Origin of the sequence: Spirosoma validum, from assembly GCF_014699035.1 — a bacterium.
Taxonomy (GTDB): Bacteria; Bacteroidota; Bacteroidia; order Cytophagales; family Spirosomataceae; genus Spirosoma; species Spirosoma validum.
In genome coordinates this window covers 761,546-784,462 of the sequence record NZ_JACXAA010000003.1, presented here as the reverse complement: position 1 = coordinate 784,462, position 22,917 = coordinate 761,546, and the positions used below count along the sequence as shown (strand labels likewise).

Annotated in this window: 24 protein-coding genes; 16 read left to right on the top strand and 8 right to left on the bottom strand. The window is 46.4% G+C overall.

Annotated features, from left to right (window positions below; all coding sequences use genetic code 11):
• Positions 1 to 133 precede the first annotated feature (133 nt).
• From IC230_RS12055 to IC230_RS12015, 9 genes are all read left to right on the top strand, one after another.
• On the top strand, positions 134 to 652 hold the full coding sequence (locus IC230_RS12055) for an RNA polymerase sigma factor (protein WP_191039220.1): 519 nt from the start codon (positions 134 to 136) through the stop codon (positions 650 to 652).
• Positions 636 to 1,421 (top strand): HEAT repeat domain-containing protein, encoded by a 786-nt coding sequence (locus IC230_RS12050; RefSeq protein ID WP_191039219.1) that lies wholly within the window; start codon positions 636 to 638, stop codon positions 1,419 to 1,421. Before IC230_RS12055 ends, IC230_RS12050 begins: the two co-directional genes overlap by 17 nt.
• Positions 1,422 to 1,464: 43 nt before the next feature.
• Positions 1,465 to 2,244 (top strand): DUF4097 family beta strand repeat-containing protein, encoded by a 780-nt coding sequence (locus IC230_RS12045; RefSeq protein ID WP_191039218.1) that lies wholly within the window; start codon positions 1,465 to 1,467, stop codon positions 2,242 to 2,244.
• A gap of 24 nt (positions 2,245 to 2,268) precedes the next feature.
• On the top strand, positions 2,269 to 2,967 hold the full coding sequence (locus IC230_RS12040; protein WP_191039217.1) for a DUF4097 family beta strand repeat-containing protein: 699 nt from the start codon (positions 2,269 to 2,271) through the stop codon (positions 2,965 to 2,967).
• A gap of 141 nt (positions 2,968 to 3,108) precedes the next feature.
• Positions 3,109 to 4,764 carry an alpha-glucan family phosphorylase gene (glgP, locus tag IC230_RS12035; protein ID WP_191039216.1) on the top strand — a complete coding sequence of 552 codons (1,656 nt, stop codon included), beginning with the start codon at positions 3,109 to 3,111 and terminating at the stop codon, positions 4,762 to 4,764.
• 178 nt (positions 4,765 to 4,942) lie between these two features.
• A complete protein-coding gene (locus tag IC230_RS12030; RefSeq protein ID WP_191039215.1) occupies positions 4,943 to 5,698 on the top strand; it encodes a hypothetical protein in 756 nt (251 codons plus the stop codon).
• Between the two features lie 67 nt (positions 5,699 to 5,765).
• Entirely contained in the window at positions 5,766 to 7,082 is a 1,317-nt protein-coding gene (locus IC230_RS12025; protein WP_191039214.1) for a gluconate:H+ symporter, read from the top strand.
• 54 nt (positions 7,083 to 7,136) lie between these two features.
• Positions 7,137 to 8,879, top strand: a complete 1,743-nt coding sequence (gene ggt / locus IC230_RS12020) for a gamma-glutamyltransferase (protein ID WP_191039213.1) — start codon at positions 7,137 to 7,139, stop codon at positions 8,877 to 8,879.
• 44 nt (positions 8,880 to 8,923) lie between these two features.
• Complete coding sequence (locus IC230_RS12015) at positions 8,924 to 9,658, top strand: hypothetical protein (RefSeq protein ID WP_191039212.1); 735 nt, start codon at positions 8,924 to 8,926, stop codon at positions 9,656 to 9,658.
• A gap of 60 nt (positions 9,659 to 9,718) precedes the next feature.
• On the opposite strand, the gene IC230_RS12010 is transcribed toward IC230_RS12015, so the two are convergent.
• Positions 9,719 to 10,072 (bottom strand): hypothetical protein, encoded by a 354-nt coding sequence (locus IC230_RS12010; protein ID WP_191039211.1) that lies wholly within the window; start codon positions 10,070 to 10,072, stop codon positions 9,719 to 9,721.
• A 396-nt stretch (positions 10,073 to 10,468) separates the two neighbouring features.
• On the opposite strand from IC230_RS12010, the gene IC230_RS12005 reads away from it, so the two are divergent.
• Complete coding sequence (locus IC230_RS12005) at positions 10,469 to 11,101, top strand: YciE/YciF ferroxidase family protein (RefSeq protein ID WP_191039210.1); 633 nt, start codon at positions 10,469 to 10,471, stop codon at positions 11,099 to 11,101.
• A gap of 53 nt (positions 11,102 to 11,154) precedes the next feature.
• Here the strand turns inward: IC230_RS12005 and IC230_RS12000 are convergent, their stop codons facing one another.
• The 3 genes from IC230_RS12000 to IC230_RS11990 form a co-directional block, all read right to left on the bottom strand.
• The gene (locus tag IC230_RS12000) at positions 11,155 to 11,409 is read right to left on the bottom strand and encodes a hypothetical protein (RefSeq protein ID WP_191039209.1); all 255 of its coding nucleotides are present in this window, start codon (positions 11,407 to 11,409) and stop codon (positions 11,155 to 11,157) included.
• An 80-nt stretch (positions 11,410 to 11,489) separates the two neighbouring features.
• Positions 11,490 to 12,353 (bottom strand): sugar phosphate isomerase/epimerase family protein, encoded by an 864-nt coding sequence (locus tag IC230_RS11995; protein WP_191039208.1) that lies wholly within the window; start codon positions 12,351 to 12,353, stop codon positions 11,490 to 11,492.
• 129 nt (positions 12,354 to 12,482) lie between these two features.
• Positions 12,483 to 13,298, bottom strand: a complete 816-nt coding sequence (locus IC230_RS11990) for a helix-turn-helix domain-containing protein (RefSeq protein WP_191039207.1) — start codon at positions 13,296 to 13,298, stop codon at positions 12,483 to 12,485.
• Between the two features lie 200 nt (positions 13,299 to 13,498).
• Between IC230_RS11990 and IC230_RS11985 the strand changes: the two genes are divergently transcribed.
• Positions 13,499 to 14,305, top strand: coding sequence for a hypothetical protein (locus IC230_RS11985; protein ID WP_191039206.1), 807 nt, complete (start codon positions 13,499 to 13,501; stop codon positions 14,303 to 14,305).
• Between the two features lies 1 nt (position 14,306).
• Here the strand turns inward: IC230_RS11985 and IC230_RS11980 are convergent, their stop codons facing one another.
• Positions 14,307 to 14,636, bottom strand: coding sequence for a tetratricopeptide repeat protein (locus IC230_RS11980; protein WP_191039205.1), 330 nt, complete (start codon positions 14,634 to 14,636; stop codon positions 14,307 to 14,309).
• A gap of 156 nt (positions 14,637 to 14,792) precedes the next feature.
• On the opposite strand from IC230_RS11980, the gene IC230_RS11975 reads away from it, so the two are divergent.
• The 3 genes from IC230_RS11975 to IC230_RS11965 all read left to right on the top strand — a co-directional run bounded on the left by IC230_RS11975 (position 14,793) and on the right by IC230_RS11965 (position 17,270).
• Positions 14,793 to 15,530 carry an electron transfer flavoprotein subunit beta/FixA family protein gene (locus IC230_RS11975; RefSeq protein WP_191039204.1) on the top strand — a complete coding sequence of 246 codons (738 nt, stop codon included), beginning with the start codon at positions 14,793 to 14,795 and terminating at the stop codon, positions 15,528 to 15,530.
• An 85-nt stretch (positions 15,531 to 15,615) separates the two neighbouring features.
• Positions 15,616 to 16,578: an electron transfer flavoprotein subunit alpha/FixB family protein gene (locus IC230_RS11970; protein WP_191039203.1), complete on the top strand. Its 963-nt coding sequence runs from the start codon at positions 15,616 to 15,618 to the stop codon at positions 16,576 to 16,578.
• A gap of 95 nt (positions 16,579 to 16,673) precedes the next feature.
• On the top strand, positions 16,674 to 17,270 hold the full coding sequence (locus IC230_RS11965; RefSeq protein ID WP_191039202.1) for a bifunctional nuclease family protein: 597 nt from the start codon (positions 16,674 to 16,676) through the stop codon (positions 17,268 to 17,270).
• A 93-nt stretch (positions 17,271 to 17,363) separates the two neighbouring features.
• On the opposite strand, the gene IC230_RS11960 is transcribed toward IC230_RS11965, so the two are convergent.
• The 3 genes from IC230_RS11960 to IC230_RS11950 all read right to left on the bottom strand — a co-directional run bounded on the left by IC230_RS11960 (position 17,364) and on the right by IC230_RS11950 (position 21,253).
• Entirely contained in the window at positions 17,364 to 17,780 is a 417-nt protein-coding gene (locus IC230_RS11960) for a PPC domain-containing DNA-binding protein (protein ID WP_223860599.1), read from the bottom strand.
• A gap of 197 nt (positions 17,781 to 17,977) precedes the next feature.
• Positions 17,978 to 19,993 (bottom strand): hypothetical protein, encoded by a 2,016-nt coding sequence (locus tag IC230_RS11955; protein ID WP_191039327.1) that lies wholly within the window; start codon positions 19,991 to 19,993, stop codon positions 17,978 to 17,980.
• An 867-nt stretch (positions 19,994 to 20,860) separates the two neighbouring features.
• Positions 20,861 to 21,253, bottom strand: coding sequence for a PaaI family thioesterase (locus IC230_RS11950; protein WP_223860598.1), 393 nt, complete (start codon positions 21,251 to 21,253; stop codon positions 20,861 to 20,863).
• Between the two features lie 187 nt (positions 21,254 to 21,440).
• On the opposite strand from IC230_RS11950, the gene IC230_RS11945 reads away from it, so the two are divergent.
• Together IC230_RS11945 and IC230_RS11940 are read left to right on the top strand one after the other, a co-directional pair.
• Positions 21,441 to 22,202, top strand: coding sequence for a phosphosulfolactate synthase (locus tag IC230_RS11945; protein WP_191039200.1), 762 nt, complete (start codon positions 21,441 to 21,443; stop codon positions 22,200 to 22,202).
• Positions 22,203 to 22,257: 55 nt separating this feature from the next.
• Entirely contained in the window at positions 22,258 to 22,911 is a 654-nt protein-coding gene (locus IC230_RS11940; protein ID WP_191039199.1) for a DedA family protein, read from the top strand.
• Positions 22,912 to 22,917 lie beyond the last annotated feature (6 nt).

Sequence of the window (22,917 nt, the reverse complement as noted above, 5' to 3'; positions counted from 1 at the left end):
ACAGGATCGAAATTCATATCTCCACAAGATATCTCTTTGATTAGCAGAAGACTATCAATTTCTCTTTCGTCTTCTTTAAAAAAATCACCACTGCCTGTAATGTTTTCTGATTTCAGTCGTCTTTGTCACTGAAATGGATCTACAAGCTTTCAAGCAACGCATTCTGCCCGTTCAGGGACGCCTGTTTCGGCTGGCTCAGTTGTTTCTACGCAATCGCGAAGAAGCGGAAGATGCCTTGCAGGATGTATTGCTCAGGCTATGGACCAATCGGCAGCAATTGGATGCCTACCATAGCGTCGAAGCGTTAGCCGTGCAGATGACTAAAAATCTGTGTCTGGATAAGCTGAAAGCACACAACAAGCGGAAGATGTCGGACGACGCCGAGCTGCTGGGTGTGCAGTCCGACGGTGTTTCGCCGTATCAACAGGTGGAGTTCGCAGATAGCGCCGATCTGATTCGTAATTTGATTGACACGATGCCCGATCAGCAAAAACTCATTCTCCACCTACGTGACGTTGAAGAATACTCGTTCGAGGAAATCGAACAGATAACGGGACTGAGCGTCAATAATATTCGTGTGATTTTATCGCGGGCACGACAACGACTGCGGGACAACTACGTAAAAGCCAACGATTATGAAGCAGGACATTGATAAGTTACTGGAGAAATACTACGAAGGAGAAACCTCGCTGGCCGAAGAAAAGCAGTTACGCAATTTTTTTCAGCAAGACGACATTCCAGCCCATTTACAGCAACACGCCGAGCAGTTTCGTTATTTCGCCAATGCCCGGAATCAGCATCCGTCGGCTGCGTCGATTAACCAGTTGGCGAACAAACTAAATGTGCCTGAACCGGTCCGGGTAATTAGCCTGACCTCCTGGAGTTTACGACTGGTAGCCAGTGTCGCTCTGCTGATTATCGGCTTTGCGGGCGGCCTCCTCTACAACCAATGGCGGTCAACTCAGGCAGACGTGAACGTAGCCGCTGGTAACGGAACATCGTCACTGGAAATAAAAAAGGTACTGGCTTATGAACCACAACCCAAAACATCGGCCAGCGAACGTATCCAGGCCGTTAACCAGAGTTCCGAGCTTACGCAGGCTGATCAGGAAATTACACAACTGCTGCTCAATACGTTGAATTTTGATGCGAACGTAAACGTGCGATTAGCAGCTTGTCAGGCGTTGACACGCTTCGAAAATGAGCCGGGCGTACGCGATGGGCTGATTCAGTCGCTGAAGATTCAAACCGACCCGAACGTTCAGATCACACTCATCGACGTACTGGTAACCATCAAAGAAAAGCGGGCTGTTGCAGAAATGCAGCGTCTGGCGCAGAATCAGCAGGCCTTGGAAGCGGTACGTCTGAAAGCTGAAGAAGGCGCCAACAATTTAATTCACGACAAAAAAACACCGTCCTAAACGACGAGCGTGATAAACACCACCACTTAAGTCAAATCAATTTATGAAAAAGCTGCTTCTGCTGAGCATCAGTTTGGCCTACGGTCTCACTACGGCCAACGCTCAGGAATACAAAACCAAACTGGGAAATACCAAAGATCACAAAGTCACGATTGCGATGGACGCTACCCAACTCAAAATCGAAGGCCACAATAGCGATGACGTTATTATTCAGGCATCGTCGGGCTACGAAGCGCCACCCGAACGCGCGAAAGGGCTGAAACCGATTTACAACACGGCCGTTGATAATTCTGGTATCGGCTTAGCGGTAACGCAGGAAAACGGTGGGCTGAAAATTGAGAAAGCGGCTCGCAAACAAATTAACTACACGATCAAACTGCCCCGAAAAGTTGCAATTCTCTATCAGGAAACGAATTGGCACGGCTCGAACATTACCGTCAGCAACATGGATGGCGACCTGGAGATTCGCACGAACAATTCATCTATTGATCTGAACAACGTAACGGGCCCCGTCGTGGCGAACACGATCAACGGCGAGGTGAGTATTGTTTACGCTAGTCTGAGTCAGGAAAAGCCAACGGCTATCTCGACAATCAATGGCCCTATCGACATTACGTTACCAGCCAGCGCAAAAGCGAATCTGAAGCTCCGGTCGATTCAGGGTGAAATGTATACCGATTTTGATCTGGGTGTTAAAACCACAAAAGATGGGATGACCAAAGTAGGCGGTGGTCATAACATCGATGGAACAACCAACGGCGGTGGCGTTGAGCTGAAACTCAATACCATCAACAGCAACATCTACATCCGGAAGCAAAAATAGAACCCTTTATTCCTATCGGTTGCCATGAAAAAAAGTCTATTCCTCCTCCTGTTTAGCCTGCTCATTCGCCCGGCTTTTGCTCAGAAAATCATCGAAAAATCACTGCCCGTTACGTCCGGTCAACTCGTTAATTTAAACCTGAAATTTGCGGATAGCATTCGAGTTCGCTATTGGGATAAACCGAACGTATCAGTACGTATCTCCGTCACCATCAACAGCGGCAAGTTAAACGACGCCCTGACCGTAATGACTGGCTCAACCGATAAAGAAGTCAGCCTCAAAACGGATTTCGACAAAGAGCTTATTAAACAGGGGAAAGACGAAGATTGTCCGAAGCAGCATTATTCGATGAACGTCGATCGCGATGGTAAAGGACACACCATTTGCAGTGACATTAATTATCAGGTATTTGTACCCCGACAAGCACAGTTGAAGATCGAAACGATCAGTGGCAATATCGATATTCAGGGTGGAACCGAATCCGTTTTTGCCAAAACCATCAGCGGTTACGTCGACATGAGCTGGCCTAAATCGAAGGGGGCGAATCTGGCTATGAAAACGATTACAGGAGAAGTCTATTCAGATCTGGACATCGCGTTTACGTCAAAGCAGCAGAAAAATCCAATAGTCGGGTATATGCTGGAAGGAACCGTTAATGGCGGAGGTCCCAAGGTTCGACTGGAATCGATCAGCAACAACGTTTACCTACGAAAAAAAGACTGAGGTCGAGCGTCGTATTTAGGGAAAATCAGCGCCTTGTCCGTATGATTGGTTAAGAAGCCGACGTACTGGACAAGGCGCTGATTTTTGCGGAGGCAACTAAAGGGTAATTTGTTTACCTTGCTCTTCTTACTTAAACCGCCTATGATCTCTCAACTTCCTGCGGCCTTTCGGCCCCCTTACTCAATTGATGACCGTTTTAAAAAGTCAGTCGTTTATTTTTCAATGGAGATTGCCGCCGATCAGGCACTGAAAACGTATTCGGGTGGCTTGGGATTTCTGGCGGGTTCGCACATGAAAAGTGCCTTTGAGCTGAATCAGAATCTAATTGGCATCAGCCTGCTTTGGAAATACGGCTATTATGATCAGGTCCGAAAGACCGATAATGCCATGGACGTACAGTTTCGGGAGAAACTGTATTTCTTTTTGCAGGATACGGGCATTGAGTTCACTCTGGACATAGCGGGCAGGCCCGTGCGGGTACGAGCTTATTATCTAGATCCCAAGCATTTTCAGACCGTTCCGTTATTTTTCTTAACGAGTGATATTGATGGAAACGATGGGGCCGCCCGCTCGATTTCGTACCGACTTTATGATAACGATACGCGTCTGAAAATTGCGCAGTGTATGCTGCTGGGGATTGGTGGGGCAAAATTGATCGATGCCCTTGGCGCTACACCGGATGTTTATCACCTGAACGAAGCGCATGCCTTATCGGCCGCTTTCTACCTCTATCAGAAGCTGGGTTCTGCGGATGAGGTGCGTAAACGAATGGTCTTTACGACCCACACGCCGGAAGAAGCAGGCAACGAAAAGCACGACATCTACCTCCTGAACGAGATGAGCTTCTTCGGGGGTGTATCCATGGACCGCATCCGGGAAATTAGTGGTATTCAGGACAATGTGTTCAATCACTCGCTGGTAGCGCTACGTCTGAGTCGGCAGGCAAACGGCGTTTCCAAACTGCATGGCGAAGTAGCGCGGCAAATGTGGGGGCGCTACGAAGGAATCTGCCCGATTGGACACGTAACGAACGCGCAAAATCAGCGTTACTGGACGGATTCGACGATTGAAACCGCCCGACTGGCCGAAGACAAAGAAGCCATCGCAGCCCGGAAACTTGAGCTAAAGCGTCCGCTGTTCCGCATCGTTGCCGATCAGGTCGGAAAGCTTTTCAACCCGAACGTACTGACGCTGGTATGGGCGCGCCGGTTTGCTACGTATAAACGACCCGATTTGCTGACACAGGATCTGGAACGGTTCACGTGGTTGCTTAATCAAACAAACTATCCGGTACAGATCATTTGGGCCGGGAAACCGTATCCGATGGATGGTGGCGCTACCGATGTGTTCAACCATTTGTATTATTTGAGTCATTTGTTCCCGAACATGGCCGTGCTAACGGGTCATGAGTTAGGTCTCTCGAAGATGTTGAAGGACGGCTCCGATGGCTGGCTCAATACGCCGATTGTGGGGCGCGAAGCGTCGGGTACCAGCGGCATGACGGCGGCCATGAACGGGTCCGTTAACATCTCGACGAATGATGGCTGGGTACGGGAGTTTACCAAGCCGGGCGAGAACAGTTTTCTGGTCCCGGAAGCCGATCCACTCCTACCCGACCATGCCCGCGATGAACAGGATCGGGACAATCTCTTCGACTTGATTGAGCATGAAATTCTGCCGATGTATTATGATCGTCCCGCTGACTGGCAGGCGCTGGTACTACGTAGCATGAACGATGTCAATGCGTTTTTTGGCGCAAATCGCATGGCCGCAGAGTACTACGAGAAGATTTATTGAGGATTACAGACAGGTTACTGGTCTACAGTTACGAAAAGTACACGAATAAGTGTAGACCAGTAACCCGTTTATCCAACGGATCAGCCACTTTATCATTCCTGAAAGGCATTTGAGAAAATTGAGTTGGTCATCAGGCAGATCGAGCGATACTTTAGCGCTCAACTTCACTGTGTATCGCATGAAACACCTCCTTTTTACCATTTGCATATTCGCTTATTCATTCACTACGTCAACTGCTCAAGTCGACACCATTAATACAAGTAATGGAAAGTTAAACCTAGCGGCCCTTCAGGAGGGAAAACGTACCTACGCCGTTTTCTTCGAAGATAGCCTGACAGGGAATCGCTTAACCACCGCCGATCTCTGGGACCGTACCATCCGCTTTTCGACAACGCCCACCGGCCAAAAAACCTATCAGTTCGGCTGGAAATGGTACCAGAAAGATTCCCTGCTAGCCGACGTAACAGCAACGGGTATACTATCCTCGTTAGCGCCACTAACGCACAATGCTACGTATACGAAACGGGGAATCCGAAATTTTGTCTTCAACGGCACAACGGTAACGATCCCTCCCGCCAGTCGTCGTACAGCCAGAGACAGTGCTTTCAACGTAGTGATGAATCCGCCAGCCTTTGAGTTTCCGATGGATTTAGAGATTTTACCCCTGCTTCCGTTCAAAAAAGTGGGACAGGAATTTGCCATCGCCTTCTATGAACCGGGTAGCCCCGCTTCGGATTATTACCGATTAACCGTAACTGGTCGGGAAGATTTAGTTATGGGTGGCAACGCTAAAATCAATTGCTGGCTTTTGACAATTGATTACGGACAGTCGGATGCTCATGCTACGTTCTGGATTTCGGATCAGAATCGGGAGGTTGTCAAAATGCGGGAATATTTCCGTGGGCGCTATCGCTACAAAGTCAAATTGTATTGAGCCGGGGATAAGACAAGTAGATACCCATCCGATTCCCGTTTGCCGAGTAGGTTCGTTCAATTTGGTTATGCCCTTAACAATTACGCTGCTCGGCATTCTGGCTCTGATTGCACTTATTTCCCTGGTTCGACTGCATACCTTTCTGGCATTTTTAGCCGTTTCACTTGGCGTCGGACTAGCCCTGGGGCTGAAACCACTAGTCATTCTGGACGCCATTCAGAAAGGGATTGGCAGTACGCTTGGCTCCATTACGGCTATCATTGCGTTAGGGGCGATGCTTGGAAAACTGGTTGCCCAAAGCGGAGCCGCTCAACGTATTGCCATCAACATGATGGACCTGGTCGGTACGCGACACGCACGCTGGGCCTTTATGGTTACCGGATTCATCGTCGGTTTACCGCTGTTTTATTCCGTTGGCTTTATGCTTCTGGCGCCACTGGTCATTACGGTAGCCTACCGGTACAAACTGCCTGCCCTGTACATTGGCCTGCCGATGCTGGCGTCTTTGTCCGTTACGCAGGGCTACCTGCCCCCCCACCCTGCCCCACTGGCGATTCTGAAACAATTCAACGCCGACATGGGCCTAACGCTATTCTACGGAATCCTTGTGTCAATTCCGGCCATCCTCATCTCGGGCGCACTGTTTGGTTCAACGCTAAAGCGATACACTACGTTACCTAATCCCGCTTTTATTGCTCCTGATTTGCAGGAAGATCAGATGCCTTCAACCGCTGTCAGCTTTTTGACCGTACTGCTGCCAATTCTACTGATTGGCAGCAGTACGTTGGTTGTTCCTTTTTTGCCTAACGGTTCGTTCATTCAGCAAATGTTGCTTTTTTTGGGTGAACCGGTCGTCAGTATGTTTTGTGCGGTTATGATGGCTACTGTTACGTTAGGACTTCAGCGGGGAAAATCCATGCCGGAGGTTACCGGTCTTCTGGCTGATGCCGTTAAAGATGTGGCGTTACTGTTCCTGATCTTCGGTGGAGCCGGCGCCTTAAAGCAGGTATTGACGGAAGGTGGCGTAAACCAATCCATCGCGGATATGATGCACGATTCGTCACTGCATCCCTACGTACTAGCCTGGGGTATGGCTGCGCTTATACGCGTATGCGTCGGTTCGTCTACTGTATCCGGCATTACCACGGCGGGCTTTGTTACACCGTTGCTGACCGCAACGGGCGTTGAGCCGAACTTGATGGTGTTGAGTATCGGGGCGGGCAGTATGATGTTCTCTCACGTGAATGATACCGGTTTTTGGCTTTTTCGGGAGTATTTTCAGCTCTCCATGGCCGACACACTCAAAACCTGGTCAATCATGGAAACACTGGTTTCCGTATCAGGCTTGGCAGGGGTAATGGTATTGAATTCGGTGATAACATAATACGGTTTGGCGTAGTCGCTGATTACGTCGAACGAGCTAATCCAACTCGACAGCATGAACACGTTATGTATCCACTACAGTTTCGCTTTCTTCTGGCTATTCTCTTCGCAGCTTTTCGGGCAGACTACCGGCAAAGGAGATCGCATTACGGGTCCTAATTTTGCGACGCGCAGTCCTGTTCTGGGACGTCACGGGATGATAGCGACCAGTCATCCGCTGGCCACGCAGATCGGGTTGGATATTCTTAAACAGGGCGGCACCGCCGTCGACGCGGCCATTGCCGCCAACGCAGCACTTGGCGTTATTGAACCTAACAACGGAGGCATTGGTGGCGATTTGTTTGCAATTGTCTGGTCAGCGAAAGAGCACAAACTTTATGGCCTGAATGCGAGTGGCCGCTCACCAAAGGGCCTGACCTACGATACGTTACGAAAAGTGCTGGGAAAACGCACGCTACTTCCGCTTTATGGACCACTATCGGTCTCGGTGCCGGGTACGGTTGATGGCTGGTTCCGGTTGCATCGACGTTTTGGCAAGTTACCCATGCGTACTCTGCTGGCGCCGAGTATCCAATATGCGCGCGAAGGCGTTCCTGTTCCACAGGTGATCGCGTATTCCTGGCAAGTAGCCTTTACTCGATTGGCAGCGGCTCAGGCTGATATCACGGAGTTTACCAATTTCCGAAAAACGTTTCTGATCGATGGCAAAGCTCCTGCCGAAGGGCAGGTTTTCCGTAATCCAGACCTGGCTGCTACGTACTCAGCCATAGCGAAAGGCGGACGGGATGCTTTTTATAAAGGTGCAATGGCTGACGTCATTGACCGGTATGCTCGCCGGACAGGTATGTATCTCCGCAAAGCAGATTTGTCGGCTCATCAGAGCACTTGGGTACAGCCCGTATCGACAAACTATCGGGGGTATGACGTGCATGAATTGCCGCCTAATGGGCAGGGGATTGCCGTGCTGCAAATGCTGACCATTCTGGAAGGTTTCGACATGAAAAAGTTGGGACATAATAGCGCGGATTACCTGCATCTGTTGGTCGAAGCGAAAAAGCTGGCGTTCGAAGATCGGGCCCGTTATTACGCTGATCCTGATTTTGCCAGAGACTCTATAAACTGGCTACTTACGAAAGGATACGCGGCCAAACGCCGGAAACTAATTGATCACCAAAAAGCGTCCGAACACCTTGACTCTGGAGAGCCCGCACTACGTACTGGCGATACAGTATACTTGACCGTAGCTGATGATCAGGGCAATATGGTATCGCTCATACAAAGTAACATGCTGGAATTTGGGAGTGGCCTGGTTCCAGACGGGCTGGGCTTCGTTCTTCACAATCGCGGTACAAGCTTCAGCATGCAGCCCAATCACGCTAATGTGTATGCGCCCGGTAAGCGTCCGTTCACGACTATCATTCCCGGTTTTGTGACGAAAAATGGCGAGCCTTTCCTGAGTTTTGGCGTCATGGGCGGAGCCATGCAGCCGCAGGGTCATGTGCAGGTGTTATGCAACATTATCGACTTTGGCATGAACGTTCAGGAAGCGGGAGACGCGGCTCGGTTCAGCCACTCGGGAAGTAGCGAACCAACCGGAACCCGTATGACCGATGGCGGGCGGCTAGCCCTGGAAAGCAGTATTGATGGTGCAGTACGTAACGAACTGGAAAAACGGGGGCATCATTTAGCGCCAACCGATTTTTTTGGCGGCTATCAGGCTATTCAATGGGATGCTGTGAATCGAGTGTATTGGGGTGCTACTGAAATGCGGAAAGATGGACAAGCCGCTGGTTATTAGCTACGAAGTCTGTATACTTGACGTAAATCTGGTTTGCTACGTACATGGAAGAAAAACCTGCTTCATCAGCCCCTCAACCCATCACTAGTTTTGGTAAACTCTCCGGGCTGATTCGCGAACGCTGGCCAGAATACGTACTAGAAATTATCGTCATCATTTTCAGCATCACCATTTCTTTCGCCTTTGATGAGTGGAAAGATGGGCGACATAAGCAGGAATTAGAACAAACGTACCTGAAGGGACTTTACAGTGAGATCCAGACGGATACGAGTCAACTAAAGGAAGTGATTGCTGAAACGCAACAGGTTATTCAGAAAACCATAGTCCTCTCCGGGCTGAATACACAGACAGCTAAGCCTACATATCAGCAATTTGCCGACAACGTACGGTTTATTTTTAAGCGCCCCCGATTCATAGCCGAAGATGCTACGTTCTCTGATCTAAAAAGCACGGGCAACATGCAGGTTATCAGTAGCTTTTCAATTAAAAATTCTCTGTTCGATTATTACAAAAAATACGAAACGATTGTGCAGGTCGAAACGGCGGAGTTGGAAACGACGAATACAATCATAGGTCCCTACATACTCAGGCGATTTCCACTGGCGGGAAAAGTAACTGGAACGTCGTCTGTCAATTGGGTAGCCCTTACTGGCGAAACGGAATTTCAGAACGCGCTGTTGGTTCGACGGTCTACACGCGAAGAACTCTTACGCGACTACCAACAGTCGCTCGCTCTTGCGAATCGGATTTTAGCGTCCATCAAACCTCAACTGAACTAAACACGGCTATACACAGCAGTCCGTCGTCACCGCTCTATATAGCCGCATTGATTAAAGACGTTATCGCGCGTTACGGCCTATACGCCGGTTTTGCAGATCGGGTTGATGGTTCGTTTCAAAAGCCGTTTCCTCGTATTTACCCGCTTTAGAACGATTTCCCGTTGAGGATGATTTTGCTTCGAAGGCTAACTCCTGACGCAGATAATCCGTGTTTTGTTTCAATCGGGCGGCTTCTTCAACCAATAATATTGTCATGTTTTTGGTATACTCTGCGTCACCCGATGCCTCGAGTAATTCCTGAAACTGTCGGCTAAACTCACCGTACGTGTAGGAGTCTGTACCTTTTTCTACCGAAAGCTGCACCTGTTTGTAGCACTGTGATGCAAAATAAAGCAGTGAATTTGTGTTATCCATGGTCGTTGTTGTACGTATAAATAGCTTAACTACATTTCTGGTTTTTAAGTTGTGCAGAATAATTGAGACATAAAAATTAAATTTTTTGTCTTAACTAATTAACTATAATACTAGTTTTAACTTATTTCGTTAATTAATTAAAACACCACATAGTATTATTCGATTTTATAGAAGGCCGAATAATCTGAATCTACAGTTGGTTTTTAGGTTTTACATCTCAAATGAGATATTTCACCGTATGAGACTAGCAAAGGGGTGAAAATCTGCTACGTATGCTGTAGAAAAACATAAACACAGTATGTTTCACCCGCTTGCAAATAGTTGATAATCAACAGTTGGCACAGATTTAGAGTTACATTAATAAATAAGACAGTTAACATCAACTATTTGAACGTCATGGCAGCATTATCAGAAAGAATAGCTAGTTTTTTTAGCGGTAGTGATACAACAACAGACGAAGGCTTACGAGATCTGTTCATCAGCGAGTTAAAAAGTGTTTATTACGTTGAGAAACGAATCGTTAGTGCGCTGGGCGACCAGGCCGACGCCAGCACAACCAATGAAGTACAGACTGCTTTTCTGGAGCATCAGGCGCAAAGCCGCGATCAGGTCGAGCGGTTAGAGGAAATTTTCAGAATCATTGGTATGAAAACTGAGGAACGCGGTTCAGATGCTATTGATGGCTTGATCAGCGATGCCAGAAGGGTAATTGATGATACAGAAGAGGGCTCATTAACGCGTGACGCTGCGCTGATCATTGCAGCCCAAAAGATTGAACATTTTGAAATTGCAATCTATGGCTCACTGCTAACGCTGGCTCACGTACTCGACTTCACACAGTCCGCTGAACTACTTGAAAAAACCCTGGATGAAGAAAAAGAAACAGACCGTAAGCTAACGGTTCTGGCTGAATCATTCGTTAATAATCGTGCTAAAGAGGAAGAAGAACAGCATCCCGGCAGCCATCACGTCAGCCGCCATCCCATTCACAGCGAAGACGTAACGTTAGGCGGTTCGCTAGGGGTCTAAATAAATACTTGGTTGTTAGTCCGGTATAATAAATCGTACTAACAACCAAGTATTTATTTACATGAAGACCGAAAAAACGTCCGAATAGCTTCGACCAGAAGTTCAGGTTCTTCCAGTGCGGCAAAATGACCGCCACATGGCATGTCTGTCCAGTGCCGTATATTGAAAAAGCGTTTGCTGAACGCTTTTGGTGCCGGAATCGTATCCTTCAGGAAGCTGGCCACACCTGTGGAAACTTCAGTACCTCCGGCATCATTTTTTGGAGGTGCATGGTGCGATTCGTAACACAATTGTTCCCATAATCCCACAGCCTTAGCAAGTCATTACGTCGTGTAGTTGTACTTATTACTCACCAGAAGCACATAATCAACAACCAGAAACCCACGTTTTATTCTTTCAAACTTTTCAGATACGCAATGCTTTTAGGCATCTGCTCGTACTCTTTATTGCTCTCATCTTCAATAAAATAGTGCTTCACACCCGCTTTTTTCGCCAGGCGCAGAATTTCGGGAATATTGACTTGTCCATCTCCCAGTACTACGTCGTTTTCGGGGGGCGTTCCGCCGGTCAGGTCTCCTTTGATTCCTTTTTTGAGGTCTTTCAGATGCATCAGCTTAAAGCGGCTACCGTATTTTTTCAACAAGGCAACCGGGTCCGCGCCACCATGCTGCGCCCACAGAATATCCATCTCAAACGAAACATTGGCAGGATCGGTATTTTTAACAATGTAGTCAAACAACGTACCGTTTTCGTAAGGCTGGAATTCGTAGCCGTGGTTATGGTAACAGAAAGTCAGCCCGTTCTCTTTTAAAACTTTACCAATTTTATTAAAATCGGCAACGGCCTGTTTGGCGTTCTCCAGGGTAAAATTACCCTTTTGATGAGGAATCCAGGAGATCATTACGTAGGAAGCACCCAGCGCTTTTGCATTTTTGATAACATCCGTCGGGTCCTTCGCCATTTGCTCGTAGCCACCCCCTGTTGAGGGTATTTTGATGCCCCGCGCATCACACATTTTTTTAAACTCTTCCGGCGCCATTCCTTTCGGAACGCCCGCTTCCATTTCCGTGATGCCAAGCGCTTTAATGGTATCTAATGTCGTGGCAACATCTTTCGGAAAACTATTTCGGTACGTATAAGCCTGAACGCCAATCGGGAAGGTATAGAGTGATTTGCCTTTCTGAGCAAAGCTGTCGATTACGTTGAGCAATAAAGCCGTTGCCAGACACAGCGCGAAAAACGTTTTTTTCATAGTTATAAGTCTCTTTAAAACCAATAAGGACCCATAACCCTACTTTTTACTTACGTTCTTAATCAGAAGCACTACGTCCTTTGCCGTGTATTGAAAAATAGATCTTATGAACTACGAATGCGGCATTCGTCAGGAGAGGTACTTAGTCAGTTCGAGGTTATCTTTTACGTAAAGTGTTGGCCGCTTACCCGTAAACTGCGTGAACTCCCGAATAAAGTGCGACTGATCGTAATAGCCACATCGGTAAATCAGCTCATGCCAGTCGTCAATCTGCCAGCGCTGACCCGCAAGTTGGGCGCACAAATAACCTACTCGCCGAATTCGAGCGTAATACTTTGGGCTTACTCCTACTTTCTGCAAAAATTGCCGCTCAAACTGGCGCCGACAAACGTAGAGTTCATCCATTAATTCGCCCACATTGACAACGCCATTACGCTTAACGATCAGGTTTGCCGTATAATCTGTTCGATCGAACGTATCGTTTTTTTTCAGGAACTGACGATTCAGGAATTGTTCCAGAAGCCGAACCCGCTCTACAGGCCCATGGGCTTCGGCAACTTGTTCGTGCAACATCTGGAGCGACATGCCAAGTACATCAACCAAATTGACGCGTTCGTCAGTGAATTCAAACATGGGTAACCCAAATAGAGAGGCTATACCCGCTGGTTTAAAGACAATCCCAACCATACCAATTCGGCCGCTCAATTCCAGTCTATAACTCTGGGTTGCCTGCCCGGTCAGGAATGCTGGCGGAGCGAGTAATGACGCGTGTTTACTGTTACCTACCCGATACGTATCGCCGTAATTAAACAGCATCGATGTAAAACTGGTCGGTGGCGATTCAATTTGCATCGACTGAAGTAGTATCTCCTGTTTCTCCCAGGCAAAATAACACTCCACAAACGGCGATAAATGGGGCGCAGGTGCAAATTTCCGGTAATACATTTTGGGTTAGCCGCTACGTTTCTCCCCTAATTTGTCGCTTTTATTTGGTTGACTGGCAACTATTTACACACGTTTTATCCAGCGGTAAGTTGAATCAACCTTTAGTAGAAAAACTGTCTCACTTTTAATACAACCCATTACCTTCGTCACTAACTTTACAGAGCATATTCAGCACGTTCATTGCTTCAACCCGTTCGATTATGAAGCCTTTTTCTACTCCGAAATCAATTGTTTCTGTTGGTCTGCTGGCTTACGTATTAGTCAGTTGTGCTCCAACCATTACTACGTATCAACTCGAGCCTGCCTCCGGCGATATTGCTACCATTGATGGACGAGCGGTTACGAAAGTGGAGCAAAACGGCGTAGGTGTTGTCGCTTCTTTTGAGCGCGAAGATCTGGAATTTGTTACGTTCGATGTCGAGATAAAAAATCGCACCGATCATTCGATTGACGTTAATCCGGCTGACTTTCATTTTGCGGCATTGGGCGCTTCGCAGGATACGCTCGCCGATCCACGCAATACGAGTCTGGCTCTTGCCGGTTCTGCCGCCGACCCAACGTACGAAGCTGGACGTATGAACATGAAGCGAAAACAGGAAGAAAAACGATTGAAACGGGCGAAGGTATTCAATACGATTCTGATGGTTGCGACCATTGCTTCCGACGTATCATCGTCGAATAAAAGTCGCTCCTACAGCGAGTATGCCACAAACCGGGTCGCACACAGTTTCGCTTATCAGGGTATTGCCGTTAAACGTGCCATCGACTATAGCACCTTCGCCGACCGTATGCAGCGCTATGATTATGAGGAATACCGCTGGCGTGAATTAGCGCTGAAAGCGAATACGCTTTCCCCCGGCGAATCAGTGCGAGGCTTTGTCTACATCCCCAAAGTGGCAAATGCCAATTACCTGGCGGTCACGTATTCAGTACCTGAACAAGCCACGGTACCTTTGCTATTTAAACAGGAATTAGTACAACAGAAGAAGACTCACCGGCGTCACTAATCTACCATTCATCTTCATCGTCTTCAAACGCCTGTTGAGCTCGCTGTAGCTCCAGAAGTGTTTTTTGATTGTTTTGTAACCGAGCTAACGCTATTCCCTTTTCGTACAATTCAGCCGCCTTACCACGCTCTTCAATATCTGCATATAAAGCAGCAGCATGGTAATACGTTGGTAAATAATCTGGGTGAACGGTTAGGAGCTGATCGAAATAAACTCGCGCCTGCTCAGGCTGCTCATTCAGAAACTCCATAGCCAGCGCATAAACATTGAATGGCTCGTTGGGTTCTTCCTGTACAAATCGAATTAATTGTTGGATACGTTCGTTATTCATTCATGTAAGAAAAATTAGTATGCATGCATACTTTTATTTAAGACAGTTTGTACTTTTGAGTCGTAAAAGTAGTCGATAGTTCTTCAACGTACTTGTCAATATATTAAAACACGGGTGAAGACTACCGATTAAAAGAACCACAAAACCCCCACAAGCATGAAAATTTTAGTGTGTGTAACGAGTGTGCCCGATACCACCACCAAAATTGCCTTCACGGACAATAACACCAAATTGAACAAAGCGGGAGTGACCTTCATCACCGGTCCTTACGACGACTATGCGCTGGCAAGGGCCGTTGAACTAAAAGAAAAAACGGGTGCTTCGATAACCGTGCTTAATGTAGGCGAGGCTGATTCAGAACCCGTTATTCGTAAATGTCTAGCTATTGGCGCTGATGATGCCATCCGCGTGAACGCTGAGCCAACCGACGCGTATTTCGTTGCCGAACAGATTGCTGCTATTGCCCAAAAGACTAATTACGATTTGATTTTGATGGGTCGCGAGTCAATTGATTACAACGGCGGTCAGGTTCACGGTATCGTTGGTGAAATGCTTGACATACCGTCTATTTCCCCAGTAATGCAGCTTGACCTCGACGGAGATACCGCCAAAATTACCCGGGAAATTGAAGGTGGTAAAGAAAGTTTGGAAGCCAAACTGCCTTTGGTGTTAGGCTGTCAGGAGCCTATTGCAGAGTGGAAAATCCCGAACATGCGTGGTATCATGACCGCACGTACCAAGCCTCTAACCGTAGTTGAGCCAACGGGGACCGACAAACTCACAACTGTTGCCAGCTACGAGCTTCCAGCCCCTCGTGGGGCGGTGAAAATGATTCCCGCCGATCAGGCCGAAACGCTCATTCAACTGCTACATACAGAAGCAAAAATTATTTAGTCATCTGTTTTCAGTTGTCAAGTGGCTACTATTTCCACTAACGATTATAAACAGGCGACCGTCAACTATTAACGACTAAACACATATGTCAGTCCTCATATTTGCTGAATTAGACGAAGGCAAGATTAAGAAATCCTCCCAGGAAGCTATTTTTTACGGCGCCAAAGTTGCCGAAATGACTGGTACGTCCGCTACGGCTATTATTGTCGGCGCTGCTGACGATAGTGAGCTTTCTTCAGCAGGGCGGTTTGGCGCAACAAAAGTGCTTCACGCTGCCGACGCTAAATTGACGGAGCCTAACGGTATGGCTTATGCTACAGTCGTAGCTGCGGCTGCTCAGCAGGAAGGCAGCAAAGTTATCGTGCTGGCGAAATCATCCTTAGCTGATGCCATGACGGCTCGGCTAGCCGGTAAATTGAAAGCGGGTCTGGCGGCTAACGTAATTGAACTACCCGATTTGTCGAACGGGTTCCGCGTTAAGAGCAGTATTTATACGGGTAAAGCCTTTGCTTATAATGACCTAAAGGCAGACGTAAAGATTCTGGCAATCAAGAAAAATACGATTACTCCCGAAGAAAAGGATGCATCAGCACCCGTTGAAGCTTTTACACCTGCCTTGAGTGAAGGTGACTTTGTGATTTCGGTAAAAAGTACGGAGAAGTCATCTGGTGATATATTATTGCCCGAAGCGGATCTGGTAGTGTCGGCAGGTCGCGGTCTGAAGGGTCCGGAGAACTGGGGTATTGTTGAAGATCTAGCTAAAGCTCTTCATGCAGCTACAGCCTGTTCAAAACCCGTATCGGATCTGGATTGGCGGCCTCACTCCGAACACGTCGGGCAAACTGGCCTAAAGATTAGTCCCAATCTATACATTGCCTGTGGTATATCCGGTGCCATACAACATCTGGCGGGCGTAAACTCCTCGAAGGTAATTGTTGTTATCAATAAAGATCCAGAAGCCCCCTTCTTTAAGTCGGCGGATTATGGGATCGTCGGCGATGTCTTCGACGTGATACCTCGTCTGACGAAAGCAGTAAAAGCTCTATAGCTATCAGTCGTCAGTCGGTAGTTATCAGAAAAAAACCTGTAATTACTCTGGTCTATTCACTGACGACTGACGACTAAAATTGCTATTTTTACGCCGTGGATAAAATTAAGCTGGAAATATTAGGACTGTCTCCTAGCCAGTCGCAGTCAGGCTCGTTTGCGTTGGTATTAGGGGAAGAATATGGCAATCGCCGGTTGCCCATTATCATTGGCATGTTTGAAGCACAGGCCATTGCTATTGAAATAGAAAAGATTGTGCCGAATCGGCCAATGACACACGATCTGTTCAAGCAGTTTGCCGAACAGTTTAAGTTTACGGTTCGTGAAATCGTAATTTCTGATCTGCGTGAAGGTATTTTCTTTGCTAAGATCGTGTGCTTCGATGGTGTTCGGGAGTCGGTTATCGATGCTCGCCCGTCTGATGCTATTGCAATCGGCATCCGATTCGATGTGTCGATTTATACGAATGAATCTATCCTTTCAGAAGCAGGTATTACTGCTAGCGGAAATGATGAAGAGGAAGAGCAGGAAGAATTGGTGCGCTCATCGAATCGTTCATCCTCGCGATCTTTTGGCGATCAGCTGAAAAATGCATCTTCTGAAGAGTTACAACGGATGCTCGAAGAAGCACTCGGTAATGAAGAATATGAACGAGCCGCTAAGATTCGTGATGAAATGAGTAAGCGGAATTGATAAAATCTCTCAGCTTCAGCCTCATTATCTATTGAAAGCCATCTCTTGGGTGGCTTTCTTTTTTTGAGTACTGATTAATTATAAGGGTAATGATTATTCCCGCTGTTTCTGCTGAATCACTAATTCGCTATACCCAAACGTCGGATCAGTTTCCCGTGTATAGTTGAGATCAGGCATTACGCCAATAACGATTTCTGCCGTTGTATAAATTTTGCACCCTTCCAGCAAATGCCCCCCTACTGTCCGACCTGTAGAATCAGATACTGCTACGTGTACATGACTCCCGTTTACTGAGAGCGTTCCTACAAGCGACACAATTTCGAAATGTCCGTGCCACTGAGTTGGTCCTTCCTGATTAGCCAACCGAATCGTTACGTCTGTCAGACTACCTACACAAGTTAACATAACGCCAGCCCCAATACGTTTTTGTTTCACCAGCGCATCTAACTCCTGTTTTAAATCCTGGCCAGGTTTCAGACGGATCGAATACGTATGCATAGTTGCCTCCATATCAGTAAGGTCAGCGTTATAAAATAGGGTATTGAGCTATAGCCGTTGAGTAGTAAAGTAGTATTAACAGTATATGAAAGCACATAATCAATACTGATTCAGGAAACAAAAAATCAGCTTTATCAGCATCGATCTCCTGTTTAACAACAAAAAAACCGAGAGCGTTGGCCCTCGGTTTTTTTACTTAGTCGGTGTTCTTATTCGATTCCGAACATTGCGTTGTCACGGCGACCGCTGCTACCACTCCGGCGAGCTGGTGCTCTTTTCTTAGCGGGAGCAGGCGGAGCCAGCAATTTCGCTTTCTGAGCATCGGTTAGCGGCTTCAGATCGGTGATTGAGAACGTGTTGTCACTAATCGTCGTGTTGAAGCTACCCACAACTTGTTCTGGTTGACCGTTGCATGGCAGTTTCGTAACGGTGAAGACTGCGCGGAAGTAAGATACTTGTGGTCTTCTGTTCCGGCCTTTGAAACGGAGGGCTCTGCCACTTTCGATCTTAGCCTTCTCAGCTTGCAGTTGTTGAGCCAAATCACCTGGCAGATCACGAATATTCAGGATAACCGTGTTCGTATCGAATGAGATTTCACCCGTTGCCAGACGGCGGTTCAGACCACGATAACGCAGGCGGGTAGTTGTATCGCCAACTGAGGTAATCGTACCATTACAGTAGCAGACATTTGCCACTTCACGCGTATATGGCGTGCGGTAGAAAACTTCCAGACGCTCCAGCTTGTGATTGTATTTGCAATCCTCTACGATTTTCTTGTTAGGAATACTTGCAAAGCTAGACGTTGCTACTTCACTCATACAGGTACCACATTTGGCCGTCTGTTTGTTGTGAAGCGTTACGTAGTAGAAACCAGGGCTCATTTGACCATTAGAAAAGTATGCTGTTGGGAACGTCAGCGTCGTGTCTGTAGTATTTTCTAACTGAGCAATTACCTGATCGCTTGCGCCTGCAACAACTGAATCCGGACGATAATATAAACGAGCTGTGAATGTCTCATTTCTTGGGTTCGGAGTCGTGCTACGCCAGCTAATTACTGGTGCGACGGCCGTCTTATTGACTGCTGCGAACTTTTGCTCATCAGTACTATCTACGTACGCCAACGATGCACCTTTTAACGATGCGCCATTAAAGTTGATGCTCAACTCAGGAATTTGTTCGCAAGTCGGACAGGTAACTGGTGCTTTTGGAATGAGTTTCTTTTGAACAAATCCTTTTCGAACCGCTACACCAGCACTGAAACCACCGTGTTTGCGCTTGAACTCATACATTTGATTGTCGACACCGTTAACAATCAGGTAGTTCAACTGTGTAATAAAGCCCTGTCCCTGAACGCCGATATTCCAGTTATTACGTAGTGGGAAGAAAATCCCTAACGAACCGATAGCGCCTAAGTGATACAGATTTGAACTAGGATTAACCGAGCGAATCAGTCGGCCACCATCTACTAGTGAAGGAACCGTTCCTGGAGGCAGTGTTCCCTGGGATGGCACAAAAGCAGCAATCGTTGCTGCTTCCGTCCGGAACAATCCACCACGAGCTGCTGCCTCAATAAACGTTGTAGCGTCAGGATTTCTACGGCTACGGGCTAGTGTAAACGTAAGCATTGGGCCAACCGTCAGAAACATATCTTCCGATGCCCTTTGTTTGATTGTAACCTGATCGCGAGTAGCAGGTGGGGTTAGTGTGGCGGCAAGACCATACAGGTATTCACGGTAACTATTACGTGTGATGTAATTCTGATAACCAAAGGCTGTCCCTAAAGCAAAACGCAGTCGACGGGTAGCTGGTGTCAGAAAATAATCAACGTTTGCGGTGATGTTAAACCCAGCTCCGTTATATAATGTCTGATCTCGTCTATTAGGACCAAAGGTATTTTCCCAGGTACCGCAATAAGCGAAGTTAGGCCCAGCAAAGAGACCAACCCGCCAGGGAGATAAACGCCTTACTAGAATAAACGTCTGAAAGGTTGTGTCACAATCGTCCAGTTCAGCAACATCGCTGGCTTGTGCCTTAAAATCATTTCTACGGAGCGTGTCGGTGTAAATTCCTTTACCTAGCCGATAAATTTTCTCACGCTCATAACTTCTGCCAGAAGTTGTTGTCGAAGAATTTATGGTAGTTGATTGAACCCGGACTGTGTCAGTCTGTTGAGCAAGGGAAACAGAAGGTATTGCAAAACTTAGCAACACGAGTCCAGCCAGCATCCTCATAGGGTGTTGTTGGATAAATGTTCGCATATTTATTGAGTTAATTTGACGCAATGTTTTTACTAAACGTTTATTCTGCGGGTGCGGCTGCGGATAGTTTGGAAACGGTATTCCACCGAATTAAGTGGTATCTGCTTTACAATTAGATCAGTCTTGATTGATATAGCCTACAGCTTCTATCCTTTCTCTTATGACTAATTTTTAAAGCAAATGTTTCTCCAGACTTCGAATAAATATTAAAATACGTTAGCCTGAGAGTGACCTTTCCCGTAAACCTTATGGTCAAACGAATATGACCGGCCACACAGACCATCTGTCAAATGGTCCATCAATCCACGTTTTTTCTGCAATGTTAAGACTGAATTGCAAAAGTCAATCTATTATTCAAATATTTTTTCAACGTTTCTTATTAAAATAATTCGCCGTTGTTAAAATTACGCTCCATCTTAGTTACTAAACCAATAGATGCACTTAATTACAATTAGCTCCATAGGTGCTCCTTTAAACCACATCCGTTAGCATTTACGGTCAATAATAGCAATAATACAGTGATAAAAAAACTATTCACCATCATATACATTGCTAGACGCTGTTAATATACTATTTTTTATCAGTTGCTTATTTTCTGTCATGGTTTAAAGTTATAATTCTCTCTTCCTACTATAGCTAAGACCAGGTTTTATGCAAGCCTACGTACTACTAGCTCGTTGATTGCAGCGCCCCGGTTAGAGCAAATGTGCTTAAATTAGTTCTAAAACAGATTGTCGATAAATTTAATGAAGATGATTAATTCACGTCCTGTTACGTTAGCACTGTCTAAAGATTATTCGTGTCTATGATATCCATATGAGCATTGCAATGAATTCATATTGGTAATTTTACTGACGTTTGAATAAGGTTTGTGGCACATTTAGCGATGATTTTACCATCAGTAGCTATGATCCTCCCTTCGCAATGAATAATATTTTTGCCCACCCGTATAGTTTCTGCTGTTGCCGTAACGATATCTCCTAATCGGGCCGCATGTAGGAAATCAATATTGAAATTAACGGACGTGTAGGCGTATTCACGACCAAGGGCATAGACCATCGTGCCAATCAACTCATCTAAAATAGCAGCCGCAGCACCTCCATGCAACACACCAGCGGGATTTGTTAGCTCTTCGCGTACCGTAAAATCAGCAACTAACTTACCATACTCGACTTCTCGAATAGTGCCATTAAGCCAGCGGCCAAACGGTGAAATACTGTCGTCCATAGTATGATCGATCCGTGACCGCAGATAATTAAGGCGTTGATCGGTTCTATTATTCATATCCAGCAAAAATAGCATTTAACTAAGCCATAAGCCCGTACGGTGCTATTATTTATGGACTTTCTTGGGAGATTTTCAAGACTTATACTACTTTTGGGCGATTTTAAGTTTGGTTACCACATTACGTCGAATGAATTATACACTTACGCAGTTACCCGACCGCACCGCAAAACCTCGCCAAAGTGGCTTAACGATGGTAATGGATAAAGGGCTAAGCTTGCGGGAGGTGGAGGATTTTTTATCTACCTCTACTGAATACGCAGATATTGTCAAACTAGGCTGGGCAACGTCCTTTGTCACGCCAAAGCTTAAAGAAAAGTTAGCTATTTATCGAGAAGCGCATGTGCCTGTTTATTTCGGTGGAACATTATTCGAAGCTTTCGTCGTACGTAATCAGTTCGAAGATTATCGCAGATTACTAGATAAATATGGCATGGAATACGCCGAAGTATCGGATGGATCAATTGAGATGCCTCAGGATGAGAAATGCGAATACATTCGTCGGCTAGCGACTCAGGTGACGGTATTATCTGAAGTAGGGTCGAAAGACGAAGCTAAGATTATTCCTCCTTACAAGTGGATTCAGCTAATGCAATCTGAATTACAGGCCGGGGCCTGGAAAGTCATTGGCGAAGCTCGTGAGGGCGGGACCGTTGGGCTGTTCCGGTCAAGTGGAGAAGTACGACAGGGACTGGTTGAAGAAATTCTAACGCAGGTTCCGTTTGAAAGTATATTATGGGAAGCTCCCCAGAAGGAGCAACAGGTCTGGTTTGTCAAACTGTTAGGGGCAAATGTTAACCTTGGAAATATTGCTCCCCATGAAGTCATTCCATTGGAAACGATTCGATTAGGCTTACGCGGAGATACGTTCACCCACTTTTTAGATAAATAAGAAATCTTTTATAATCAACTAATACCTATAAACTGGAAAAGTATAACTCTTTTATATGGATCTTATCAAATCGCTACTTGATTTTCTGCTTCACCTCGATACGTACCTCGACGCGTGGGCCAACCAATACGGTGTGCTACTATATGCTATCCTCTTTCTGATTGTTTTTACCGAAACGGGTCTAATCGTTATGCCCCTGTTGCCTGGCGATTCGCTGCTCTTCGCAGCGGGTGCTTTGGCCGCCCGGCCAACGAATGATCTAAGCGTCTGGGTTATTATTCCGCTCTTGATTGGGGCTGCCCTGTTAGGAGACAACGTTAATTACTTTGTTGGTCGCTTTTTAGGAACGAGGATTAAATCACGAGAGCGAATCTTGTTTTTTAAACGAGAGTATATATCTGAGACGGAAAAATTTTACGCTAAATATGGCGGTCGCACGGTTATCATTGCCCGATTTATTCCCATCGTTCGGACCATTGCACCGTTTGTGGCAGGGGCCGGTAGTATGAATTATGGTACCTATATCAAGTTCTGCATTATGGGTGCAATACTGTGGGTAACGAGCATTTCACTGTTAGGTTACTTTTTCGGAAATTTCCCTATCGTTCAGAAAAACTTTGAACTGGTCGTTTTTGGTATTGTCGGTTTATCTGTACTACCCATTGTTTTTGAATTCCTTAAAAAGCGGTCAAACAAACCTGCTCTTTAACTTTTT

Excerpts from the sequence above, each read along its gene's own strand:
- IC230_RS12055 (WP_191039220.1), top strand. The coding sequence starts at position 134 with ATGGATCTACAAGCTTTCAAGCAACGCATTCTGCCCGTTCAGGGACGC.
- IC230_RS12050 (WP_191039219.1), top strand. The coding sequence starts at position 636 with ATGAAGCAGGACATTGATAAGTTACTGGAGAAATACTACGAAGGAGAA.
- IC230_RS12045 (WP_191039218.1), top strand. The coding sequence starts at position 1,465 with ATGAAAAAGCTGCTTCTGCTGAGCATCAGTTTGGCCTACGGTCTCACT.
- IC230_RS12040 (WP_191039217.1), top strand. The coding sequence starts at position 2,269 with ATGAAAAAAAGTCTATTCCTCCTCCTGTTTAGCCTGCTCATTCGCCCG.
- glgP (WP_191039216.1), top strand. The coding sequence starts at position 3,109 with ATGATCTCTCAACTTCCTGCGGCCTTTCGGCCCCCTTACTCAATTGAT.
- IC230_RS12030 (WP_191039215.1), top strand. The coding sequence starts at position 4,943 with ATGAAACACCTCCTTTTTACCATTTGCATATTCGCTTATTCATTCACT.
- IC230_RS12025 (WP_191039214.1), top strand. The coding sequence starts at position 5,766 with ATGCCCTTAACAATTACGCTGCTCGGCATTCTGGCTCTGATTGCACTT.
- ggt (WP_191039213.1), top strand. The coding sequence starts at position 7,137 with ATGAACACGTTATGTATCCACTACAGTTTCGCTTTCTTCTGGCTATTC.
- IC230_RS12015 (WP_191039212.1), top strand. The coding sequence starts at position 8,924 with ATGGAAGAAAAACCTGCTTCATCAGCCCCTCAACCCATCACTAGTTTT.
- IC230_RS12010 (WP_191039211.1), bottom strand. The coding sequence starts at position 10,072 with ATGGATAACACAAATTCACTGCTTTATTTTGCATCACAGTGCTACAAA.
- IC230_RS12005 (WP_191039210.1), top strand. The coding sequence starts at position 10,469 with ATGGCAGCATTATCAGAAAGAATAGCTAGTTTTTTTAGCGGTAGTGAT.
- IC230_RS11995 (WP_191039208.1), bottom strand. The coding sequence starts at position 12,353 with ATGAAAAAAACGTTTTTCGCGCTGTGTCTGGCAACGGCTTTATTGCTC.
- IC230_RS11990 (WP_191039207.1), bottom strand. The coding sequence starts at position 13,298 with ATGTATTACCGGAAATTTGCACCTGCGCCCCATTTATCGCCGTTTGTG.
- IC230_RS11985 (WP_191039206.1), top strand. The coding sequence starts at position 13,499 with ATGAAGCCTTTTTCTACTCCGAAATCAATTGTTTCTGTTGGTCTGCTG.
- IC230_RS11980 (WP_191039205.1), bottom strand. The coding sequence starts at position 14,636 with ATGAATAACGAACGTATCCAACAATTAATTCGATTTGTACAGGAAGAA.
- IC230_RS11975 (WP_191039204.1), top strand. The coding sequence starts at position 14,793 with ATGAAAATTTTAGTGTGTGTAACGAGTGTGCCCGATACCACCACCAAA.
- IC230_RS11970 (WP_191039203.1), top strand. The coding sequence starts at position 15,616 with ATGTCAGTCCTCATATTTGCTGAATTAGACGAAGGCAAGATTAAGAAA.
- IC230_RS11960 (WP_223860599.1), bottom strand. The coding sequence starts at position 17,780 with ATGGAGGCAACTATGCATACGTATTCGATCCGTCTGAAACCTGGCCAG.
- IC230_RS11955 (WP_191039327.1), bottom strand. The coding sequence starts at position 19,993 with ATGCTGGCTGGACTCGTGTTGCTAAGTTTTGCAATACCTTCTGTTTCC.
- IC230_RS11950 (WP_223860598.1), bottom strand. The coding sequence starts at position 21,253 with ATGGACGACAGTATTTCACCGTTTGGCCGCTGGCTTAATGGCACTATT.
- IC230_RS11945 (WP_191039200.1), top strand. The coding sequence starts at position 21,441 with ATGAATTATACACTTACGCAGTTACCCGACCGCACCGCAAAACCTCGC.
- IC230_RS11940 (WP_191039199.1), top strand. The coding sequence starts at position 22,258 with ATGGATCTTATCAAATCGCTACTTGATTTTCTGCTTCACCTCGATACG.